Origin of the sequence: Pseudobutyrivibrio xylanivorans DSM 14809 (genome assembly GCF_900141825.1) — a bacterium.
Lineage (GTDB): Bacteria > Bacillota > Clostridia > Lachnospirales > Lachnospiraceae > Pseudobutyrivibrio > Pseudobutyrivibrio xylanivorans.
Genome location: NZ_FQYQ01000015.1, coordinates 1 through 20,660, shown reverse-complemented (window position 1 = coordinate 20,660; position 20,660 = coordinate 1). Strand labels below are relative to the sequence as shown.

The following is a 20,660-nucleotide window of genomic DNA, read 5'->3' as shown; positions in this document are numbered from 1 at the left end:
TAAGCTAGCGCTTTCACTGATATTAGTTGATTTCCAGATAATCAGTGATTACGCCGTCCACACCAAGACGTTGAAGGGATAACATCTGTCCCTTTGTCTCTGGTGCATAAGAATAAACCTTACCCCCCGCCTCATGAATGGCTCTTACTGTTCTAGGTGTAAGAGTCTTCATATTAATTCCATAGTACTCAGCTGGGTATTTGGTAGGAAGTGTAGATTTTCCAAATGATGCCAGCTTCATGATTGGCTGATTTGGATTAATCTCCTTAATTCCTGACAGATAGTCATAATTAAATGATAAAAATACTACCTTGTCCAAAAGTCCGTGTTGCTGAACTTTCTCATATACCTGACCTGCAAATGCTGGATCTTCTCCGATATCCTTTAATTCGCAGAATATACGCATATTTGTAGACTGTAACAGGCTTAAAACCTGATCCAGTGTAGGAATACGCTCCTTAGCATATTCCTTGTCATACCATGCACCTGCGTCAAGCTCTAAAAGCTCTTCATAGGTATGGTCTGCAATTGTTGTTTCTCCTCCGTCAACCTTCTCTAATGTATCATCATGGTAGATTACAAGTTCTCCGTCTTTTGTCTTTCTAACATCAAATTCTACCGTCTTTGCCCCGTGTGCATAAGCCCCCGCAAAAGCACTAAGGGTATTCTCCGGATAGGCTCCCGAGTATCCTCTGTGAGCCACCACCTGAACTACAATATCTTCATCAGCATCAGCTGGTAAATAATTGAATTCATTGCAGAATGCAAAAGAACAAAGCAAGGCGACCATGCTGATAGCTACGGTTCTACCTACTCTAGAAAATAACTTACCCCTCATACGCAAGCCCCCCTTCTCTAGCTAGTTATATTTTATCATATCGGGGCAAATTCAACTCAAATATGAGCACAAAAAAATGCCCGAAATCATCGGGCATTTTTTATGCACAATTCTATTATGCGGCCTCCAATTTTTCCAAGCTCCCGCAAGCCATCTCCCATCTCAGAACCTTTGACTAGATGTCAAAGAACCTGAGCGGGGCCCTCTTGCTCGCGCTTGCCAAGACTACTAGCCGCATTATAAAACATCCGCAAATTGGGACTGTAATTTCTTGAATACATGTGTGCCTAATATAAATACGATGAGCGTAACCACCCAAAAATATGCTGTCATTACTGGTCTTGTCCAAAATCCAGTCTGTCCAATAATGCTGTCGCGATATCCGCTTGTGATGTAGAACATTGGGTTCAGCTTAAGCACATAGTTGAGCCAAAGAGGAATCGAACCCTTCTGCACCATATAATCAAAGTTCCACATGATTGGTGTAGCCCAGATACCTACCTGTAGGAAGATATTTATGAGCTGTGCCATGTCCTTAAAGAATACACAAAGCGCACTGGTAAGATAAATCAAACCAATAACAAGCACCATCATGGCGAAGGAATAATAAATACACTGGAAGATATATGGTGTAAATCCAAATCCATAAAGAAATGCTACCAGCAATGTGAATACAACGAAAAAGCCGTGGACAATCAGGGATGAAACAGCCTTTACGATAGGCAACACATTAATTGGAAATACAACCTTTTTCACAAGATAATTGTATTCGTGAAGCACCACCGTTCCAGCTGAAAGCACCTCGCTGAAATAGAACCATGATACTATACCGGCTGAGAGCCAAAGTACAAATGGCGCGTCAATGCCTCCCTTTGTACCCTGAGTGCCCTGGCTCAGTGCCTTATCAAACACTATCCAGTAAACCAGGACTGTGATAACCGGCTGTACAAAAGCCCAGATTACTCCAAGAGTAGATCCTGCAAACTTCTGCTTAAAATCGTTCTTTGCAAGCTTTGTTATTAATTTTCTGTTTGTGATAATGTCTTTAATCATACTTGTAAATCATTACCTCTGAATTATTAAATACTAATTTAAGATTACTACTAGCTGCTTTATAATCAGGATGTTCCTGCTTTGTAACCACAAGATAATCCACTCCTGCTACTTCGAGAGCCGCATCAGCCTCATAGAAATCCTCGCTGTAAAACTTCTCATTCATGGAAAGCTTCGCCTCTACCTGATCTGCAGCTACATCAGAATAATCATAGCCCTCCAGATAGCACTGGCGCTCAGCAAAAGCACTGGCATAGAAGTAGATGCTTCTGTAATCGTTCTCCTGCTTTTCAGATAATCTGTCAACAGCAATAACAGAATCCTCTGGAGTGTTATCTCTAATCCAAAGATAAGCCTCCATAGTCTCTGCAGAAACCATATCCGCCCTATCTCCAGCTTCCTGCTTATAAACAGCATTCTGCTTAACATCTGCGTAGCAGAAATATACCACATCCACCGCAAGAAGCACAGTTCCTACTGCAAACCAGAAGTGCATCACCTTATAGAAGAAATCCATGCGGTGACCAATCATGTATCTCACTGAGCAATAGAACAATAATCCTGCACTGGTAAGAACAAAATAGCCCTGTGAAAGACCAGGTACACTTACAGCAGAAAAGCCGATAACGCCCATCAGAACCATACCGATGGCAAACCAATCGAAAATATCCCCAATAACCCCCTCTTTAATGAGGGTAGTAAATTTCTCTACAGTAAAGGCCACAAATGTAATCACGCATGGACCTAAGATGCAAATGATTGATAAAATCACTGCGATAACAACCCAAGGGAATGCCATATAATCTAGACCAAGCTTAGTGAAGAGCTGACCTACACGACCTGCCTCAAGTGTTCCTTCTGCCGTAACAACCATTGCTCGGTTGTTGGCTCCTGATGGATTCAATCCAACAGTAACAGTGATGTATGTCAGGATAAATCCCAAAGTTAAAGCTACATTATATAAAAGCTTTTGCAGGTGAAAATTCTTGGTAATAATCCATTCTATAACAAAAACTGCCCAGGTAATACCTACCAGCATGGTAGCTGTAGTACCCTTAAAACCTGTGGCTGCAACAGAAAGAATAAACAACAAAATAAGATTTTTGAAAACCAGCTTATCGTACCAAATCTCCGCCAGTACATCAATTACAAGCATGGTCAATGACAGTGCCAATCCCATGGCATTAATATTGCTGAAAATATGATTACCAAGCCATGATACCGGCAATCTTCCGCCTACAACCACAAGTGGAAGCATGGCAATTCCTGAAGCAAGGAGCCCTGAACAGTAAAAGAAATATCTTAGAGGTGTCACCTCTTTTACCCCTCGGATTCGTTCTCCAAGAGTAACCATTGCCATAGTCAGTGGAAAGGCACAAATTATAGCATTTCCGTTGAGATAAAGTCTGAAAGCATCAATTCTGAAAATGTGCTTACTCATAGCAAAAATCAGCTCATAGAAATAGTGATAATAGAATGTAAGTCCTTCAATTCTAATATCAGTATTTGGGAACGAGTGGCTAAGAGACACTATGTTTCCTGTGTGAAACAGCACATCATGATAGACCTGAGTGGATGCTCCAGAAAGAGCAAACAGGTATTTAAACTGGAAATTCAGCATGGAAACCAGATAAATAAATCCGAAGATAATCACATAAGTCCATCTAAAATGCTCCGACGCATTATAAATCGAAGGTCTGTCATTTTTGAAATAACAAAAAATACCAATAGCTGAAGTAACAGGGCCGGCAGACATAATAATGCCATTAATGCCCGTCAGCGACTCTATCAAATACAGGGCCGCCATATATGTGAAGCCGATAAAAAATCCAGCCAGTAATCTTGTAGAAAATTTGAATCTTCGCTGCAAAAGCATGGTAGAAAACAGCATTCCCGGAATCTCTATCCAGAAGATGCAGTAAAGCAGGAAGACAAATGTAATGCCTAAACTAAAAGTCATTTAATCCCTCCGCTAGTTCCACTAACAAGTCTAATGATTTCTTCCAGTCACTAGATGTTCCTTTCAGAAATACTAGAACTTGTTAGTTACTAGCTATTTTCTTAATTATCCTTAAGCTGTCCAAGCTTAAAATGCTTTCTACATAACGCCACATATGAATCGTTGGCTCCAAGCATAACCTGTGGGCCAGAGCGAACCACGCCGTTTTCATTGTAACGGCAGTTGCAGGTAGCTTTTCGACCACACCAGCATACTGTCTTAACCTCATGAATCACATCTGCGATTGCAATAAGTCTCTTTGAGCCTGGAAACAGCTCATTCTGGAAATCCGCACGAAGTCCATAAGCGACCACTGGAACGTCCATAAAATCAACTATATCTGAAAGATAATCTATCTGCTCAGGAGTAGCAAACTGCACCTCATCTACGATAATACAATCATACTTCTTAATCTCCTCCTCAGACATCTCAACTAAATCCTCAAGAAATACACACTCGTGCTCAAGACCAATTCTGGAGTGAACGATTCGCTCGCCATCTCTTGTGTCCACTGCTGGCTTCACAAGAAGTGCGTTCTGTCCTACCTCTTCATAATTAAAGTGTGTCATAAGCGCATTGGCTGTCTTAGAAGATCCCATTGCACCATAGTAAAAATAGAGCTTTGCCATAAAATTATTTCCCTTTTCCCCTTACATAAATTGACAGAAGGCAAGTAAACTACCTTCTGTCTAATTAATTACATATTTTAATCTTTCTTGAACACGCTGTCAAAATAGTTTTCCAGCTCATAAACATTGTGAATAAGCTTCACATTATTCTTTCCATTTTCCTTTACATAGTAAAGAGCAAAATCTGCCGCATTAAGATAATCCCACGCTCTGTTAGCTGGCTCTGGAACTCTGTTTACTATTCCCTGCGAAACGGAAATCTTATCAATTTCAAGCTCCTTACCAATCTTGGCAACCATATCACGGATTCTGTCAGACACCACAATAATCTCATCATCTTCCATATCGTAATAGTACAGGATGAACTCGTCACCACCGTAACGGGCAACGAAGACTTTTTCGAACTCGTCGTTAATCTCTCTAAATCCACGCCCCATTGCCGCTAAAAGCTGATCACCCTTAGCATGACCGTAGTTATCGTTAACCTGCTTAAAGAAATCCACGTCCATCATCTCAACACCGAGCTTCTGACCCTTTTCTGACGCCATCATGAAAAGCTCATCGATAACGTTATTGAGCTTCATTCTGTTGGCAAGACCTGTAAGTGAATCAGTCTCTGCCTGGGCTGAAAGGAACAGATTCTTTGTCTTCTGCTGAACCAGCTCAGTCTTAAGTCGAAGTGTTGTTGTGAAGGACTTTCTGTTTGTACGGCTCTTAATTGAATCATATCTATAGTAGTTATAACAGCTCTGTGCTATCTTAACCCTATCATCAATAGCTTCGTACATTTTGATTTTCCAGCTTTCTAAGCGCAGTCTGATATTGACTACCTCATCTTCCGCTGCCTTCAAATCAATATGCTCGAAGATTTTTTCAAGCTCTACATATGCTCTTTTTTCTAATAAAAGAAGTACAAGCGCTTCAATTTCATCAAAGAATACAACCACATCTTTAAGTGCATAAAATGCCCTAACGCAGTCATCCTTGTATTTTTCTGAAAGCTCACGTTCCTTTATAGAATCGTAATAATACCATCTGGCTAAGGATGCCGCAAAGAAATTATCCTCATCTGGATATTCCCTATCAAGTCGATTCATCTCGTCAAGAATGGTCTTGGCCTGTATTAGGTCGCCCTTGTAAATATAAAGCTTTGTAAGCTGAGCATACTCAGCTACTAAAAGAACATTTTTTAAATTCTCATCCTCAATAAACTGGCAACATTCAATTGCTCTGTAATGATATTCAAGAGCCTCATTTCTCGCACCCATTTCCTCACAAAGAGAAGCAAAGTTACCACAAGCTATTGCTTCCTGAAAATACATACGATGGGCTCTGGCCATATCTATACTGTTTATGTAATTTTCCTGACTTGTAATGAAATGGCCCTCACTCCGCATAATGATTCCCATTTCATTGTAGCAACGACAAATCAAACGATATTCATCAGTGTTTATTATACCCTGCAATCCTGCAGAAAGATAATAAACTGCCTGAGAGAACTCGTTATTCTGACAAAGCGCATCGCCAAGTGTACAACTGGCAAAATTACGCAAATCTTCGTTGCCCTCCTCTTGAGCCATATCAAACAAATCGCACGCAAGATCAACATATTTCTCGTTATCTTTCTTGCGAACAGCCTCCATCTGTTTAATAAGCTCCACCACTTCTGGTGATTTTTTGCTTAATAAAACATCATTCAAAACTATCATCCTCGCGTATAAATCCAAATAACTCGGATAGTATACCATAGACTAAGTTATATTTCCACCACATTTTTGAATTAGTTTTCTAAATATAACGCCGCAGTAAGTATGCCACCACCTGCAATTTCGTAAACTACGACATTTTTGCCATATGTATTTTTAAATTTTAAATCTAAAGAGTTTCCTGAAATTGTCGCATCCCATCCCTCTGGTAAATAATACACTGGGAGAGAATGCGGGTGTCTTTCTGTAGCGTTAATTCCTGCTACCTTCATAGCAGCATAAATTGTTGATGATACCTGACAAACACCTCCGCCGACTCCAATTGCATGTTCCTTATTAATGAATACTGGAGCATCAACAAATCCGTTTGCATAGGTTCTAGGGCCGATTGCCTTATTTGCTGAGAAGGTCTGGCCTGGAGCCACAACAGTTCCATTTACATGTGATGCTGCAATCTGGATGTTTGTACCACGGGCTGCCTCAGGATCATATTCTGTGGCGTATGTGCCCAGCAATTTATAGGTTGCTGGAACTTCTAATTCAGTACCTGTAGCTGGTGTTCCATCTCTGCCCTCTGCGAATCCAGCATTAGCATAATGGAATACATAGCCTGGCAGATAATCTCCATAAATCGCTACCAAATCAGCATTCTTATTCTTGTAATCTGTGGCATTGAAGGTTGCAGATGCATTTCTTCCCTCATATATTCCACAGCGCAAATAATGGTTTAAAAGCCATAGCTTGTTACCGTTAGATGCCGCCCCAACATCTGGATACATGGTTGCATAATAATCAGCATCAAAAATCTTAGAACATGCCAAAAGTTCATCATTATAAGCCGCCTTTGCAGTTAGCTTGGGAGACAGTGCCAGCACAGCGCCGAAAACCATAACGGACAAGACAACTCGCAATTGTATTTTCTTCATTCTCTTTTCCCCCTTAATTGCCAACAAATATCAAGAATAGTCTAACATTTTTCACTAAAATAAAAAAGTGTGTCACATAAAAGACACACTTTTCTAAAGATTCAAATATCAAATTAAATTTTACTTCTTTTTGCTTTCAGCTTCAAGCTCTTTGCGCTTGTTTAATGCCCATGCTCTGAGGCCCTTTTTCTTCTTAGTATCAACTGGTGCGTTTCCACCTCGAAGACCACGAACCTTTGTGATGTAAAGACCAGAAACTGTAGCCTTTACTTCCTTCTTAATTGGCATCTCGTCGAAAATCTCTGCATCGCAGATGAGTGTCATCATCTGTGGGCCAACCTTAGCCTTAACAACTGGTATCTTAGAATTCTTAGCATACCATGGTGTAGCTGAGATAACTGCCTCTGGGAGACCTGAATCCTTCATTTTTAAGCGCTTCTTATCAATGATAAGCATAGACACCTGCTGTGCTACAGCTTCCATCTGAGCTCTCTGCTCTTCCTGACGTGTCTGTGCCTTCTTACCCATGAAGTAAAGAGCAACCAATGCTGCAATCATTACTACCAGGATTACAAGCAAAACGATAATTCCTGTGCTCATTAAAATATCCTCCTACCTAAGCCCACTAGGGCCACACTAAGTGGTATTTTAACATGTCTCCAGTACTATTTCAACCGCTAGTTACGCTCTCAAGCCTGGATATTGCACCGTCGCGAGATTGGCTCCTTGTGCAATACACAGAGCTTGATAGCTACTAGCTATTTATAATTTCCAGATATCTTCGTTGTACTGAGCAATTGTACGGTCGCTTGAGAAGAATCCTGCGTTGGCGATGTTCTTAATCATCTTGCGGCCCCACTCTGTGCGGTTCTCGAATTCCTTGTAAGCCTTTTCTTTTGTCTCGCAGTAATCCTTGAAATCTGGGAATGTCATGAACCAGTCCTTGTTAAGGAGCTCATTATAAAGACGCTCAAGGTTCTCCTTCTGACCTACTTCCATAAGCTTGTCAGATACGATAAAGTCTACGCACTTCTTAAGGTTAGCATCCTTCTCATAATAGTCGCGTGATACATAAGATGCGTCTGCATAGCGCTTGATTACTGTGTCTGAATCCTCGCCGAAGATGTAGATGTTATCATCACCTACAAAATCGTGCATCTCTACGTTTGCACCATCCATTGTACCGATAGCAACTGCACCGTTAAGCATGAACTTCATATTAGAAGTACCAGATGCCTCCTTAGATGCAAGTGAAATCTGCTCGTGAATATCGCAAGCTGGGATAAGCTTCTCAGCAAGTGTTACGTTGTAGTTTTCTACCATAACAACCTTAAGGTATGGGCTTACCTCTGGATCCTTTGCGATGATTTCCTGTAAGCAGAGGATAAGGTGAATGATATCCTTTGCGATAACGTAAGCTGGAGCTGCCTTTGCACCAAAGATTACAGTGATTGGACGAGCTGGCTTCTTGCCTTCCTTAATCTCAAAGTACTTATTAATTACGTAGAGTGCATTCATCTGCTGACGCTTGTACTCATGAAGTCTCTTAATCTGAATATCGTAAACAGAGTTGTCGTCGATTTCGATTCCCTGTGTCTTTGCAAGGTAGTTCTTGAGAACTGTCTTTCTTGTGTTCTTTACATCAAGGAACTTCTGAACAACTGCATCATCATTCATAAACTGCTCAAGCTTCTTAAGCTCTGTAGCGTCCTTCTTGAAGCCTGGTCCGATAAGCTCCTCGATAAGCTTTGCAAGCTCTGGGTTGCAATATAATAACCAACGGCGGAATGTGATACCGTTTGTCTTGTTGTTGAACTTCTCTGGGTAGAGCTTGTAGAACTTGTTAAGCTCTGTCTCCTTAAGAATCTCTGTGTGAAGTGCAGCAACACCGTTGATTGAGATACCATAGTGGATATCCATGTGTGCCATGTGTACAAGGTCGTCCTTGATAATGGCTACGTCTGGGTCACTTACTTTCTTTGCGATTCTGTTGTGGAGCTCGCGAATTATAGGCATGAGCTGTGGAACAGCCTTCATCATGAAGTGGATTGGCCACTTTTCGAGAGCTTCTGCGAGGATTGTGTGGTTTGTATAAGCAGTACACTTAGAAACCACATCAATAGCCTCGTCCATTGTAAGCCCACGAATCTGAAGGAGTCGAATAAGCTCAGGGATAACCATTGATGGATGTGTATCATTTATCTGAATAACTGCGTAATCAGCAAGGTCGTAGAGGTTTGAACCCTTTTCAACTGCCTCATCTAAGATGAGCTGAGCTGCGTTACTTACCATGAAATACTGCTGATATACACGAAGTAATCTACCATTATCATCTGAATCATCTGGATAAAGGAAAAGTGTAAGGTTCTTTGTGAACTCACCCTTATCGAAGTTGATTCCATCCTTAATAATGCTCTCATCTACTGTTTCAACATCGAAAAGGTGAAGCTTTGTAGATACTGAATCGTAACCTGTTACGTCGATATCGTACATTCTTGACTGAACATTGAATCCGCCGAAATCTACCTTGTATGTCTTGTCTGTCTTTGTCATCCAGCTGTGTTCAGACATCCATGGGTTTGGAACCTCGTTCTGAAGATTGTTCTCAAACACCTGCTTGAAAAGGCCCATGTGATATGCAAGACCTACGCCATCACCATTAAGACCAAGTGTTGCGATTGAATCAAGGAAGCAAGCTGCAAGTCTTCCAAGACCACCGTTACCAAGTGAAGGCTCAACCTCGATTTCCTCAATCTCTGCAAGTGACTTTCCGCAAGCTTCAAGCTCTGCCTTAACCTCATCATAAAGACCAAGGTTAATTAAGTTGTTTGAAAGAAGCTTTCCGATAAGGAACTCTGCACTGATGTAGTAGAGCTTCTTCTTTCCGCCCTTAATTTCTCTGTCCTTGGCCTTATCCTTTACATACTCCAAAAGACCGATGTAAATCTCCTCATTTGTACACTGGTCCATGTGGCGACCAAATCTTACCTTGATGTACTCATTTGCTGTCATTTTTATCCTCCTTGTTAATCATGAGATGCACCTCCTAGTTTTACATGCTCCCGCAAGGCATCCCCCATATCAGCACATGGGTCCCCCCGCCGGCGTGGGCCCCATCCCATGTACTGTATGGTGCCCCCTTGCTCGCGCTTGCCAAGATTATAAGTGCATCTCTGTTTCTCAATCTTAATTCACTAAGAGTATACTGCGGTTTCTTACGATTATTCTTGCGTAATACTGCTAAAAAGTGATACTATTCTGCTATGATTAATATAAACGAGTATCAAGCCATACATGAAAACGTTAGTCACTTTGACTACAACATAGCGTATAACACTTACCCTTGTACCATCCCACTAGACTTTGAAAGTGTGCCACTTCACTGGCACGAGGATGTGGAATTCATTTATATAAAGAAGGGTTCAGGGGTTATTGTAATCGATGGAGATGAACATACAGTGAACAGTGGGGATATTGCATTTATTATTCCTGGCATCGTTCATGGCATCTTTCAGAACAAAGATGATTCCATGGAATATGAGAATATTCTTTTCGATGGAAAGATTTTCTCCTCTTCTATGGATGACTTCTATGATACTTTTCTGCTTCCGTTTTTTGAAAATGCAGTACAAGTTCCTAAGATTTTTAAGCAGGGAGTCCCTGGCTACGAGAGTGTACGAAAGTATTTAGATAGCAATGACAATATTTCCGGCCACCGTGAGGGCGCCTGGGGTTTAGCCATAAAGGGAAACCTTTATCTAATGCTTTTTGATCTAGTTACTTTATATGAAGAAAAAAGGGATGCCTCAAGCATCCGCAGAATCGACAAGCTGAAGCCTGTTATTAAATATGTAGAGCTTCACTATAGTGAGCAAATGACTGTAGCTGAAATGGCTGACAGGGCCGGCTTCTCAGAATCCCACTTTATGAGATTTTTCAAAGATACCTTCGGTGTCAGCTTTATTACTTATTTAAATGATTACAGATTATCCATGGCTGCCCGCCTGCTTCTGTCTACAGAAGATAATATTCTTGATATTTCACAGCAGGTCGGCTTTGAGAACCTGTCGCACTTTAATAGAAAATTTAAGGAGAAGTACAACAAGACCCCCAAGGAGTATCGTATAAATAAGTAAGGTAACTAAATAATACGAATCATGAATGCTGCTCAGGTAATGAAATGCCGGGCAGCATTTTTGAATTTGCCTTAGTTGCTTAAGGTCTACAAACACTGGCGATAGCAATGTAGATAGTATAATTAAAACTGGAGTTAACATTCCTAAAAACTTCTTGCCAGGTCCAATTAGACGTAAAGCCATAGAGAAAAAAATAGTTGACAATGCATATAAAACCAAGGCAGGAAGCTCTTTTGCCAAGGTTGTAAAGCTACCACTATAGATAAGGCTGATTACAGTAATAATAGATGGAGCAAAAAAAGCCACAGCATAATAGCCAAGGTCTCTGAAAAATCTAATCTTCGTATGCCACCAGATGAAAAGACCGTTCTCCTGATCCTCCAGATAGTACATAGAGGTAGCTATTCCGCAAAGCATCAGCCACATAGCAAGAATTCCTCGAAGTGGCATTAGGATTACTGGAGTATCATTCATCTCAGAAGAATCCATATAGCTTGCTTTAAAAAGGCTGCCAGAAAGACCATAAGCATCGAAACTCTTTTCTAATTTTGCTAGCTCATCCGCAGAAAGCTGTCCTTGCGAAAAGCTAGAACGTACATAGTTAATCAGAAGCTGCTTTGCCACTGATGGATAGATTCTGCTGCAGATAATCTCTTTTCCAAGCAGGTGAGAAAGTCCCGATTCTCGTATTATCACCTGCACACGCTCTGACGGAAATTGATTTGATGCCAGCTGCTGCACCATTAAATCTAAATCTTCCGGCACGAGCCAGCCTTCTGTGAGCGTCTGATTTGCCACATCAGTTTGCAACTCTTCTTTAGAATCATAAAAAAAGTATTGAATAGCACCAGTTTCATGTTCAAGCTTTTCTCTTAATGCCTGAGAGCTGGCATCTTCTCCTGGTATAAAGACTCCAATGGACATGACACTATTCTGTCCATGCCCCACTGTCTTCAGAAGAAATACCATGAGTGGCACCAAAAGAAGCATCAATATGTAACTTTTCTTTCTGAAAAACCTTTTCAGCAAAAGTAGATATCTCATTTCCTGATTTTTCGTCCCCTAATATAAATTGAACCTGATACAAAAACCGCCACATAAATGGCAATTATGAAAATGTATTTTGGAATACTGATATATTCCCCTGCTATCATCTTGCTTGAAACCAGGGATGAAAATGATTCACGATGTAGTCCTTCCATGTATGTGAATGCCACACCTGTCGGAAGAATCCTTCCAATCCTTTGGAGCATATCTGGGAAAAATGACTTTGGATAAAAATATCCTGAAATATACGCCATGCCAATATAGAGAATAAATGCCGCCAAAAACTTGTTTATAACCCCTGTAACCAGTTCAAAAATGAAAAATCCCATGGCTGAGAACAAAATCGCTACCGCAATAATATTAATCTCTGATTTAATTATCGCTGTATCCCCTATTATTTTGCCATTTTGTGAAGGGATAATTCTCATTTTTGAAAGTCTTCTTACAAAAAATAGAATCAATTCCACGCAAAAAAGATTCATTAAAAAGTAGGCAAGAAATTCTGCCAGGATTTGCCAGGCTGCTCCAAGCCCCTTAGCAGTGATAAATTGATAGGTAGCTTTTTTCTTGCCAAGGAAGAAACTGACACTACAAAATGACATTAAAAGCAAGAAAAATAAACTCAACGAAATGCTGTAATATTCTGGCGTTGTAAGACCGTTGGCAAGACCTAATTCAGAAAACTCTGCCATATCTCCTCTGGCCAACATAGCCCCTACATATAGCAGTAAAAGCTGGTCAATTTGAGGGTTTATAGCCTCTGAAGGAAATCCTGCATTTCTCATCTCTTCCTCAAGCGCTAATAATCCTTTTTCTGAACTTACAACCAATTCAGACGCAATATCAGCTAGTTCATCCATCATTACGCCAGTTATCCCTCTTTGGCCAGATGTGGCAAAATATTCTAAACTTATATCATTTGATAATGCATTCAACGAATTTACGAATTTGTCGGTTATCAATACATATGCTGAAACCTCTCCGTTGCGAAGCGCAGCCCTGGCAAGTTCCTCATCATCAAACTGAATGATATCTAGCATGAATCTGCTGTCATCATTGTTCTCAAGAAGATTCACGCACATAGTAAGCATGTCATCCTGATTATCCCCAACAATGCCAAGCTTATATCTCATCTGCTGATCCTTGTAGCTATCACTATTAACCACAGCGTATCCGATAGCACCCACAACAAGCCCCACCACTACTGTCATAATCAGAATTCCAGGCAATAGCTTCAGCACTCTTTTCAGTTGTACGATAAAATAATCCCCAAATCTAATCATTCCAGTATCCCAATCAAATGCTGTATGTCACCATCATAAATATATGGGTGAAGCACCCCATTTTTTAAAATATAGCACTTATTACAAAGCTCGATTTCCTGAAGCTCGTGTGTGGAAATAATCATGGAACCGCCACTGCTTCTAAAGTTTTCAAAATAGTCGTAGATTTCATTTCTACACACCATATCAAGAGCCGATGTAGGCTCATCCAAAAGCATAAGCTTAGGACCGCCCTTCATAGCACAACCTATAGTAAGACGCTTCTTCATGCCACCAGACATCTTGCTGACAGGAACCTTCAGAAATTCATCTATTCTAAGAAGCTTCAACATTCCATTCTTCAGCTCCTTATCAAGCTCCCCTCTGCTATACCACATTCTAAGGTTGTCCCAGGCATTAAGCTCCTCTATCAAAGGATTTTCCTGGGGAACATATGCCAGCGTCCTATTTCTTAGCTTGGAATCCTTCAGTAAATCTTTCCCATCAATACAAAAAAAGCCGCCATTTGGCTGCTCTAATCCCGCAAGAATGGACAGCAGCGTACTTTTACCGCTGCCATTTGCTCCCAATATTCCTATTATCTCTCCAGGCTTCACAGTAAAGCTTACGCCCTGCAGAACCTGATGCTTTCCATAATTCTTAGTTACTCCCTTGATTTCAATCATTTTAAAAGCCCCTCGTAATCGAATGTAGTATAGAAATCCTTTTCCACTGCAATATAATCCTTGTAATTATCCTTTGTCAGCTGGTCTGTACCGCTGTAAAGCCAGCCAAGAATCTGTGAGTTTATCCAATCACCATGATGACACTCATCATTGTAGTTATCAAGGTTTGTTGTTATGTCGAACTCATTATTAAATGAGTAGAGGTGGATGTTGTCATACTCAAGCATAAGCTCGATGGCATATTGCTCAACAGCAAACCATCGCTCCATCACTCCCAGTTCCTTCTGAGAACCCCACCATGCCACTGAATATGGAGTGATGTAATAATAAAAGTCTACATCAGGATTTGCCTTGGCTAGGTCTGTCACATTCTGAGTAATGTTAGCCTTCACCATCTCCTTTACTTCATCAACAAATGGCTGCTTCTGAGCTGGTTCCTTGTATTCTGTTCTCCCAATAAGTGCAGCCTCAGGCCCAAACTCCTTACCCTCCATCCAGTTTGCGTAGTCATCAAAGGATGTGATACCTGCAGGCTTTCCGTGTCTTGCATCATCCAACATAGGCAGGCAGATCTTATAAAAGATGTCCTTATTAAAGATGTAGTTCACATCATTAAATGGATTCTCGTCATATAAATACTCAGGATAGTCTCCTAAATCATCTCTCACTTTATCGGCACCATCCATAAGATATGCGTAATCCAGTGAGCGTATAACAGTTCTTAAATCAGGATTATATTTGATAGCTTTTGCTATGTTATCATTCTGTTCCTTGTAGGTACCACCGGCGAAAGTCACTTTAATGAAGTCCGTGCCCCAAAGCTCCTCTGCTTCGCTGGTCTTGAAATTCTCAGCCATAGATGTGCCGATAATCATCCCATCATATTTAAAATGGCGGATGATACCATCATTCTGGCTACGCTCGTTATTTAGTTCATAGTAAAGATTTGCCTGTGGGCCGTGATAGTGAAAATATGGATCCACATATATGATCACGGAAGCTACCGCGCCTAAAATCAGCGCCACTGCAAGAAGCAAACCTATTATCCAGTTTCTAGATTTCAATTCTGTCAAATCTCCTAAAAGTTAAAATACAAAAACGTACTTATTCCGCTAAACGATAGTACGCTTGCCGCCATCAGTACTGCCGTCCACAGCATGTTCTTCACGTTTGGCTTAAACGTCATCATTCTCTCATGAGAATTCCTAAATCCAAGCACCAGTATCAATGCAAGGAAATAGTAGATTCCAACATATATAAATGGTAGTGAGTGTGTCACTGACGTACCATCAAACAGATATTTAAGTGGTGATGTCTGGAAGGCATATAAGATATTCACATCGATGTTTGTGAAATCCACATAAAGCATCTGCTTAATCACCATGATTGCATCACTGATAGTCTCAGCCCTGAAAAATACCCAAGCAAGGCAGGTAAATGTCTGTGTGATAATCCACCCAAGTGCTGGGTGCATTGCATCAAACTGCTTCTTAAAGATTCTATTGATGATGACAAAGATTCCATTCATCACGCCCCAGAGCACAAAAGTCCAGGCAGCGCCGTGCCACAATCCACTCAAGAAAAATACGATGAAGATATTCACAAGTGTCAGCACTTTCCCCTTACGATTTCCACCAAGTGGGATGTAAACGTAGCGGGTGAAGAATCTTGTAAGAGTCTTATGCCATCTCTTCCAAAACTCTACAATAGAAAGAGATTTATATGGGCTGTCAAAGTTTACTGGTAGCTCAATGTTCAGCATTTTGCCCAGTCCGATAGCCATATCGCAGTATCCACTGAAATCAAAGTAAATCTGGAAGTAATAGGCGATAGCGATAAGAATAGCATTTGTAGCCTTAAGCTCAGGCACATTCTCATAGCCCCAGTTAACAGCCACTCCAAATACATCGGCTATCAAAATCTTCTTTGCCAAACCCATGGCAAACATGTAAAATCCCATGGCCATGTTGTTCCAATCTACGTGCTTCTTAGCTGGATTCATCAGCTGCGGAATCATCTCATCATGTGTAACAATAGGACCTGCCACCAGCTGTGGGAAGAAGGTAACATAGCAGGCATATGTTAGGAAATCGTAAGTTGGCACCTCGCCTCTGTAGGTGTCCACCACGAAGGAAATCTGTTGGAATGTGAAAAAGCTGATACCAAGAGGTAGCACAATGTGCATAAGTGGCCAGTCAGTCTTTACAATGGCATTCACATTTTCAATGAAGAAATCCATGTATTTGAAATATCCAATGATTCCAAGATTCACAACCACAGCCAACACCATCACTGGCTTACACTTCTTCAGGTGACCAATTGACGCACTTGCCAGATTCTGAAGCTCATCATTTTCCGTAACTGCTTCAAGCATAGTCTGCTTCTGCATGCGCTTCATCAGCGTGTAGAATGTGAAATTGATGCATACACTTGCGATAATAATCAGCAGATACGCTGGGTTGAAATAGCCATAGAACCACAGTGACATCCCCAGCAAAAAGGCATGCCCCAGGCGGTACCTTCCTGTCTTATTGATAAGAAAATACCCGATTATGCATATTGGCAAAAATAGAAAAATGAATATATAAGAATTGAAAAGCATTTTTCACCTCAAAAAATCAAGGAAGGTAATACTACCTTCCTTGTAATTCTACGTATTATATTTTACATCAAATGTTTTCTATTTCAAAGCCTGTGCAATATCAGCAATCAAATCAGCGCTATCCTCAAGACCACATGAAACTCTGATAAGGCCTGCTGGGATGCCTGCTGCCTCAAGCTGCTCGTCTGTCATCTGACGATGTGTAGATGTTGCTGGGTTTAAGCAGCAGCTTCTAGCATCAGCTACATGAGTCTCAATAGCGATAAGTTTAAGCTTCTTCATAAAGCTCTCAGCAGCTTTTCTGCCACCTTCAAGCTCGAATGAAACTACACCACAACCTCCCTTTGGAAGATACTTCTGTGCAATCTCATAATACTCATCACCTTCAAGACCTGGATATGTAACCTTCTTAACCTCTGGCTGCTCAGATAAGAACTTAGCAACAGCAAGACCGTTCTCAACGTGGCGAGGCATACGTACATGAAGTGACTCAAGACCAAGATTTAAGATGAAAGCATGCTGTGGAGATTGGATGCATCCAAAGTCTCTCATAAGCTGAGCTGTACACTTTGTGATAAAAGCACCTTCCTTGCCAAACTTCTCAGCGTATGTGATGCCGTGGTAGCTGTCATCTGGAGTACAAAGACCTGGGAACTTATCAGCGTGAGCCATCCAGTCAAACTTTCCAGAATCAACAATACATCCACCTACTGCAGCACCGTGTCCATCCATGTACTTTGTAGTAGAGTGTGTAACAATATCTGCACCCCACTCGATTGGACGGCAGTTTACAGGTGTAGGGAATGTGTTATCTACGATAAGTGGAACACCATGCGCATGAGCTGCCTTGGCAAATTTCTCAATGTCTAAAACTGTAAGAGCTGGGTTAGCGATTGTCTCGCCAAATACCGCACGAGTATTATCCTGAAAAGCAGCATTAAGCTCTTCCTCTGTAGCTTTTGGAGAAACGAATGTCACATCTACTCCCATTTTCTTCATAGTAACAGCAATAAGATTAAAAGTACCACCATAGATTGATGAAGATGCTACGATGTGGCTACCGCACTCGCAAATATTGAAAAGTGCAAAGAAGTTTGCAGCCTGACCAGATGAAGTAAGCATTGCTGCCACACCACCCTCAAGCTCTGCAATCTTTGCAGCTACATAATCATTTGTAGGGTTCTGAAGACGTGTGTAGAAATATCCACTAGCCTCTAAATCAAAAAGCTTACCCATGTCTTCACTTGTATCATATTTAAATGTTGTAGACTGTACGATAGGAATCTGACGAGGCTCGCCATTTCCTGGAGTATATCCAGCCTGCACACATTTTGTTCCAATTCCGTTACTCATTTCATTATCCTCCTATACATAAATAAGGAGCCTACGAATATACGTAAGCTCCTTATACTTTAGCACATTAAAGAATAAATTAAAACTACAAAAACTTAGTTATCTACCATATTTCTATTCCTACAGGCTCTCCCCTATTAAATCGGCACAAACCTAACTGGTACACCCGCGTACTTGCCAGGCTTTGTGAGATTCTTTACTACTACTCCACCGGCGCAGATAAAGGTGTCAGCGCAGATGTCGATGTTGTTGCTGACAATGGTGCCGATTCCTAGCCAGCTGTTGTCTCCTACTGTGACAGTGCCTGCTGTGTGAGCACCTACAGAAACATGAACATAATCTCCAATCACATTGTCGTGATCTACAGAGGCAGATGTGTTGATAATGCAGCCCTTACCAATTACCGTGCTTGGATTGATGACTGCGCCAGCCATAACTGCTGTGCCCTCACCAATTTTCACATCATAGGCAACTACAGCTGATGGATGAATGAGGCTTACAATATCAGCGCCTCTCTCCTCAAGCATCTCCTGAACTTTTCGTCTGATTTTGCCATCACCGATACCCACTATAAAATCATAGTGATGCTCGATGTAATAATCTAAATCGGTGTCCTCATCTGCCACTGGATATTCAGCAAGCATATCGATTTCTGGATTCTTGTCGATGAAAACAATGTCATCATAACCATTTAGAAGCGCCATGTCTGCAAGTACTTTACAGTGCCCGCTGGCACCCATAATTGCGATACTCTTCATACTATTTACACCTCATCTACCGGAGTTTAAGCTCCCATAGCTGCCACGATAATACCTACAATAATAATCACAAGGCCAAGAGCCTTCTTCTTGCTAATCTTCTCGCTAAGGAAAATCTTTCCTAAAATAGCTACCCAAATGTAACCTGTTGCCTCAAGGATTGGTCCGATTGAAAGTGGAACAACCTTGTAACCAAGTACTGAACATAGTGATGCGCCAAAAAAGAAGAAATATGCACCGATAACCATTGGATTCATGTATTCAGCGATCTTGCTAGGATACTCCTTCTCAGCTGCCTTCTTTAAAATAATCTGCGAACAGGAAGCAATGAATGTGCCTGTAAGCATAACAAGTGCATACTTAAGCATTATTCTTTACCTCCTCAATCTTTTCTTCAGATTTACCTGACACATCTTCGTCGCCAGATACTACAAAATATACTCCGACGATTACAATAGCTGCGCCGATGACCTTCTGTAAAGTAATCTGCTCATGTGTAATCATTAATCCCCACACAAGTCCCCAGATTGTAGTAACAGCCTTGTTGGCGTAGGCCACAATCAGAGGTAGATGCTTGATTACCTGCTGCCATGCGATTGCGTAAAATCCAAGGATAGCAACAACACAGCCGTAAAGCAGAATCCACTTAAAACTAAGAAATGGATACTTTCCTGCAGCCTTAGCAATAATACTGCTGGCTGAAATGATAACAATAATTATATGAAGAATGATAAACCATTTAATATTTTCTTTTTTCATTTACACCTCATCCGCCCTTCGGGCACCTTCCCCTCAAGGGGAAGGCTATTTATTCCAGTTTGCCAACATCTCACGAACATAGTCTGTAGTCATAATCTTGTCTACAGTGCCCTGTACATCGAGTCTCTGTGTGTTGTGTGATGTGTATGCATCAGAGGCCATTGTGTGAACCTCGCCGTTAACAAAGAACTTGTCGTAGTTAAGATCACGACCATCTGGAAGAACTCGGTAGTAGTTGCCCATATCTACTGAACGAACACACTCCTCATTTGTCATAAGTGTCTCGAAGAGCTTCTCGCCGTGACGAGTACCGATAATCTTTGTGCCTGTATCGCCGAAGAGCTGCTGAACAGCCTTTGCAAGATCTCCGATTGTAGAAGCATCAGACTTCTGAACGAAAAGATCACCTGGCTCGCCGTGCTCAAATGCGAACATAACAAGAGCAACTGCCTCATCAAGGTTCATAAGGAAACGAGTCATGTTTGGATCTGTGATTGTGATTGGATTTCCTGCCTTAATCTGGTCGATGAAAAGAGGAATAACCGAACCACGAGAGCACATAACGTTGCCGTAACGTGTTGTACAGATTGTAGTCTTGCCTGCAGCTACACGAGCGTTTGCGCCGATTACCTTTTCCATCATAGCCTTTGAAATACCCATAGCATTGATTGGGTAAGCAGCCTTGTCAGTTGAAAGACAAACAACACGCTGAACGCCAGCCTCTACAGCTGCGTGAAGTACATTATCAGTACCCTCTACGTTTGTACGAACAGCTTCCATTGGGAAGAACTCACAAGATGGAACCTGCTTAAGTGCTGCTGCATGGAAAATGAAATCTACGCCTGGCATAGCATCCTGAACAGAGCGCATATCGCGGACGTTACCAATGTAGAACTTTACCTTTGA

19 protein-coding genes are annotated in these 20,660 nt (G+C 41.3%); 1 reads left to right on the top strand and 18 read right to left on the bottom strand.

Annotated features, from left to right (window positions below; translation table 11 throughout):
• Positions 1-22 precede the first annotated feature (22 nt).
• The 8 genes from BUA88_RS10835 to BUA88_RS10800 all read right to left on the bottom strand — a co-directional run bounded on the left by BUA88_RS10835 (position 23) and on the right by BUA88_RS10800 (position 10,163).
• Positions 23-838 carry a glycerophosphodiester phosphodiesterase gene (locus BUA88_RS10835; RefSeq protein ID WP_072917738.1) on the bottom strand — a complete coding sequence of 272 codons (816 nt, stop codon included), beginning with the start codon at positions 836-838 and terminating at the stop codon, positions 23-25.
• Between the two features lie 237 nt (positions 839-1,075).
• Entirely contained in the window at positions 1,076-1,891 is an 816-nt protein-coding gene (locus BUA88_RS10830; RefSeq protein WP_072917734.1) for an ABC transporter permease, read from the bottom strand.
• Positions 1,884-3,851 (bottom strand): hypothetical protein, encoded by a 1,968-nt coding sequence (locus tag BUA88_RS10825; RefSeq protein WP_072917731.1) that lies wholly within the window; start codon positions 3,849-3,851, stop codon positions 1,884-1,886. The genes BUA88_RS10830 and BUA88_RS10825 overlap by 8 nt, the downstream gene beginning before the upstream one ends.
• 101 nt (positions 3,852-3,952) lie before the next feature.
• Positions 3,953-4,519, bottom strand: a complete 567-nt coding sequence (locus tag BUA88_RS10820) for a thymidine kinase (RefSeq protein ID WP_072917727.1) — start codon at positions 4,517-4,519, stop codon at positions 3,953-3,955.
• 77 nt (positions 4,520-4,596) lie between these two features.
• A complete protein-coding gene (locus BUA88_RS10815; RefSeq protein ID WP_072917723.1) occupies positions 4,597-6,219 on the bottom strand; it encodes a GGDEF domain-containing protein in 1,623 nt (540 codons plus the stop codon).
• 80 nt (positions 6,220-6,299) lie between these two features.
• Positions 6,300-7,151: a VanW family protein gene (locus tag BUA88_RS10810; protein ID WP_072917719.1), complete on the bottom strand. Its 852-nt coding sequence runs from the start codon at positions 7,149-7,151 to the stop codon at positions 6,300-6,302.
• A 120-nt stretch (positions 7,152-7,271) separates the two neighbouring features.
• Complete coding sequence (locus BUA88_RS10805) at positions 7,272-7,751, bottom strand: hypothetical protein (protein ID WP_072917714.1); 480 nt, start codon at positions 7,749-7,751, stop codon at positions 7,272-7,274.
• A 162-nt stretch (positions 7,752-7,913) separates the two neighbouring features.
• Positions 7,914-10,163: a glycogen/starch/alpha-glucan phosphorylase gene (locus tag BUA88_RS10800; RefSeq protein WP_072917710.1), complete on the bottom strand. Its 2,250-nt coding sequence runs from the start codon at positions 10,161-10,163 to the stop codon at positions 7,914-7,916.
• 251 nt (positions 10,164-10,414) lie between these two features.
• On the opposite strand from BUA88_RS10800, the gene BUA88_RS10795 reads away from it, so the two are divergent.
• The gene (locus tag BUA88_RS10795; RefSeq protein ID WP_083572492.1) at positions 10,415-11,287 is read left to right on the top strand and encodes an AraC family transcriptional regulator; all 873 of its coding nucleotides are present in this window, start codon (positions 10,415-10,417) and stop codon (positions 11,285-11,287) included.
• On the opposite strand, the gene BUA88_RS10790 is transcribed toward BUA88_RS10795, so the two are convergent.
• The 10 genes from BUA88_RS10790 to BUA88_RS10745 form a co-directional block, all read right to left on the bottom strand.
• Positions 11,192-12,331, bottom strand: coding sequence for an ABC transporter permease (locus BUA88_RS10790; RefSeq protein WP_072917706.1), 1,140 nt, complete (start codon positions 12,329-12,331; stop codon positions 11,192-11,194). The two genes, BUA88_RS10795 and BUA88_RS10790, sit on opposite strands and share 96 nt — an antisense overlap.
• Positions 12,328-13,617, bottom strand: coding sequence for an ABC transporter permease (locus BUA88_RS10785; protein ID WP_072917701.1), 1,290 nt, complete (start codon positions 13,615-13,617; stop codon positions 12,328-12,330). The genes BUA88_RS10790 and BUA88_RS10785 overlap by 4 nt, the downstream gene beginning before the upstream one ends.
• Complete coding sequence (locus tag BUA88_RS10780) at positions 13,614-14,282, bottom strand: ABC transporter ATP-binding protein (protein ID WP_072917696.1); 669 nt, start codon at positions 14,280-14,282, stop codon at positions 13,614-13,616. The genes BUA88_RS10785 and BUA88_RS10780 overlap by 4 nt, the downstream gene beginning before the upstream one ends.
• Positions 14,279-15,346, bottom strand: coding sequence for a hypothetical protein (locus tag BUA88_RS10775; RefSeq protein ID WP_072917692.1), 1,068 nt, complete (start codon positions 15,344-15,346; stop codon positions 14,279-14,281). Before BUA88_RS10775 ends, BUA88_RS10780 begins: the two co-directional genes overlap by 4 nt.
• A gap of 14 nt (positions 15,347-15,360) precedes the next feature.
• Positions 15,361-16,770 carry an MBOAT family O-acyltransferase gene (locus BUA88_RS10770; protein WP_242939610.1) on the bottom strand — a complete coding sequence of 470 codons (1,410 nt, stop codon included), beginning with the start codon at positions 16,768-16,770 and terminating at the stop codon, positions 15,361-15,363.
• 192 nt (positions 16,771-16,962) lie between these two features.
• Positions 16,963-18,237, bottom strand: coding sequence for an O-acetylhomoserine aminocarboxypropyltransferase/cysteine synthase family protein (locus tag BUA88_RS10765; protein WP_072917684.1), 1,275 nt, complete (start codon positions 18,235-18,237; stop codon positions 16,963-16,965).
• Between the two features lie 137 nt (positions 18,238-18,374).
• A complete protein-coding gene (locus BUA88_RS10760; RefSeq protein ID WP_072917680.1) occupies positions 18,375-18,995 on the bottom strand; it encodes an acetyltransferase in 621 nt (206 codons plus the stop codon).
• Positions 18,996-19,021: 26 nt separating this feature from the next.
• On the bottom strand, positions 19,022-19,363 hold the full coding sequence (locus BUA88_RS10755; RefSeq protein ID WP_072917675.1) for an EamA family transporter: 342 nt from the start codon (positions 19,361-19,363) through the stop codon (positions 19,022-19,024).
• On the bottom strand, positions 19,356-19,754 hold the full coding sequence (locus tag BUA88_RS10750) for a DMT family transporter (protein ID WP_072917670.1): 399 nt from the start codon (positions 19,752-19,754) through the stop codon (positions 19,356-19,358). Before BUA88_RS10750 ends, BUA88_RS10755 begins: the two co-directional genes overlap by 8 nt.
• Before the next feature lie 45 nt (positions 19,755-19,799).
• The coding region (locus BUA88_RS10745) for a polysaccharide biosynthesis protein (protein ID WP_072917666.1) at positions 19,800-20,660 on the bottom strand (861 nt) is incomplete at its 5' end.

Bases quoted from the DNA above. Each gene is read 5' to 3' on its own strand.
- BUA88_RS10835 (WP_072917738.1), bottom strand. From the start codon at position 838: ATGAGGGGTAAGTTATTTTCTAGAGTAGGTAGAACCGTAGCTATCAGC.
- BUA88_RS10755 (WP_072917675.1), bottom strand. From the start codon at position 19,363: ATGCTTAAGTATGCACTTGTTATGCTTACAGGCACATTCATTGCTTCC.
- BUA88_RS10795 (WP_083572492.1), top strand. From the start codon at position 10,415: ATGATTAATATAAACGAGTATCAAGCCATACATGAAAACGTTAGTCAC.
- BUA88_RS10825 (WP_072917731.1), bottom strand. From the start codon at position 3,851: ATGACTTTTAGTTTAGGCATTACATTTGTCTTCCTGCTTTACTGCATC.
- BUA88_RS10765 (WP_072917684.1), bottom strand. From the start codon at position 18,237: ATGAGTAACGGAATTGGAACAAAATGTGTGCAGGCTGGATATACTCCA.
- BUA88_RS10750 (WP_072917670.1), bottom strand. From the start codon at position 19,754: ATGAAAAAAGAAAATATTAAATGGTTTATCATTCTTCATATAATTATT.
- BUA88_RS10790 (WP_072917706.1), bottom strand. From the start codon at position 12,331: ATGAGATATCTACTTTTGCTGAAAAGGTTTTTCAGAAAGAAAAGTTAC.
- BUA88_RS10805 (WP_072917714.1), bottom strand. From the start codon at position 7,751: ATGAGCACAGGAATTATCGTTTTGCTTGTAATCCTGGTAGTAATGATT.
- BUA88_RS10800 (WP_072917710.1), bottom strand. From the start codon at position 10,163: ATGACAGCAAATGAGTACATCAAGGTAAGATTTGGTCGCCACATGGAC.
- BUA88_RS10780 (WP_072917696.1), bottom strand. From the start codon at position 14,282: ATGATTGAAATCAAGGGAGTAACTAAGAATTATGGAAAGCATCAGGTT.
- BUA88_RS10770 (WP_242939610.1), bottom strand. From the start codon at position 16,770: ATGTCACTGTGGTTCTATGGCTATTTCAACCCAGCGTATCTGCTGATT.
- BUA88_RS10760 (WP_072917680.1), bottom strand. From the start codon at position 18,995: ATGAAGAGTATCGCAATTATGGGTGCCAGCGGGCACTGTAAAGTACTT.
- BUA88_RS10830 (WP_072917734.1), bottom strand. From the start codon at position 1,891: ATGATTAAAGACATTATCACAAACAGAAAATTAATAACAAAGCTTGCA.
- BUA88_RS10785 (WP_072917701.1), bottom strand. From the start codon at position 13,617: ATGATTAGATTTGGGGATTATTTTATCGTACAACTGAAAAGAGTGCTG.
- BUA88_RS10820 (WP_072917727.1), bottom strand. From the start codon at position 4,519: ATGGCAAAGCTCTATTTTTACTATGGTGCAATGGGATCTTCTAAGACA.
- BUA88_RS10810 (WP_072917719.1), bottom strand. From the start codon at position 7,151: ATGAAGAAAATACAATTGCGAGTTGTCTTGTCCGTTATGGTTTTCGGC.